1 protein-coding gene is annotated in these 382 nt (G+C 68.3%); it reads left to right on the top strand.

Going from position 1 to position 382, the window contains the following annotated elements:
• A partial coding sequence (locus ADL15_RS54270; RefSeq protein WP_449369304.1) for a DUF6197 family protein occupies positions 1-382 on the top strand: 382 nt, incomplete at both ends.

Genomic DNA, 382 nt, shown 5'->3' with positions numbered 1-382 from the left:
AATCAGAACAACGCGACCCCGGAGCCCTCGGCATTCACCGAGATGCTGACCGACACGGATCGCTTCCAGTCCTGGATCGCCTCGGCGACCTCGACCGGGACTGACCCGCTCGCCTCGCAGGACCGCTACGACCTGACCGAGAAAGGTCAGCAGCTCCTGCAAGGGCTGGACCTGCCTGGCGACGAGTCGGCGGACACCCACTCGACGGTGCTGCGCAGCGCTGCTCTGTACCTGGAGCGGCACGGCTGGATCCAGGGCTCGTACTACGACGCCACGTCCGGGGTGTTCACCCCTCCGGCGTGCACGGTCGGCGCGATCGGCATGGTCTGCTACGGCGGCCCGGTCGACGCTCCGGCGCAGATGTTCGACGACCCGCACTGGG

Source organism: Actinoplanes awajinensis subsp. mycoplanecinus, from assembly GCF_001509495.1.
Taxonomy (GTDB): Bacteria; Actinomycetota; Actinomycetes; order Mycobacteriales; family Micromonosporaceae; genus Actinoplanes; species Actinoplanes palleronii.
This window is presented reverse-complemented; position numbering and strand designations above follow the sequence as displayed.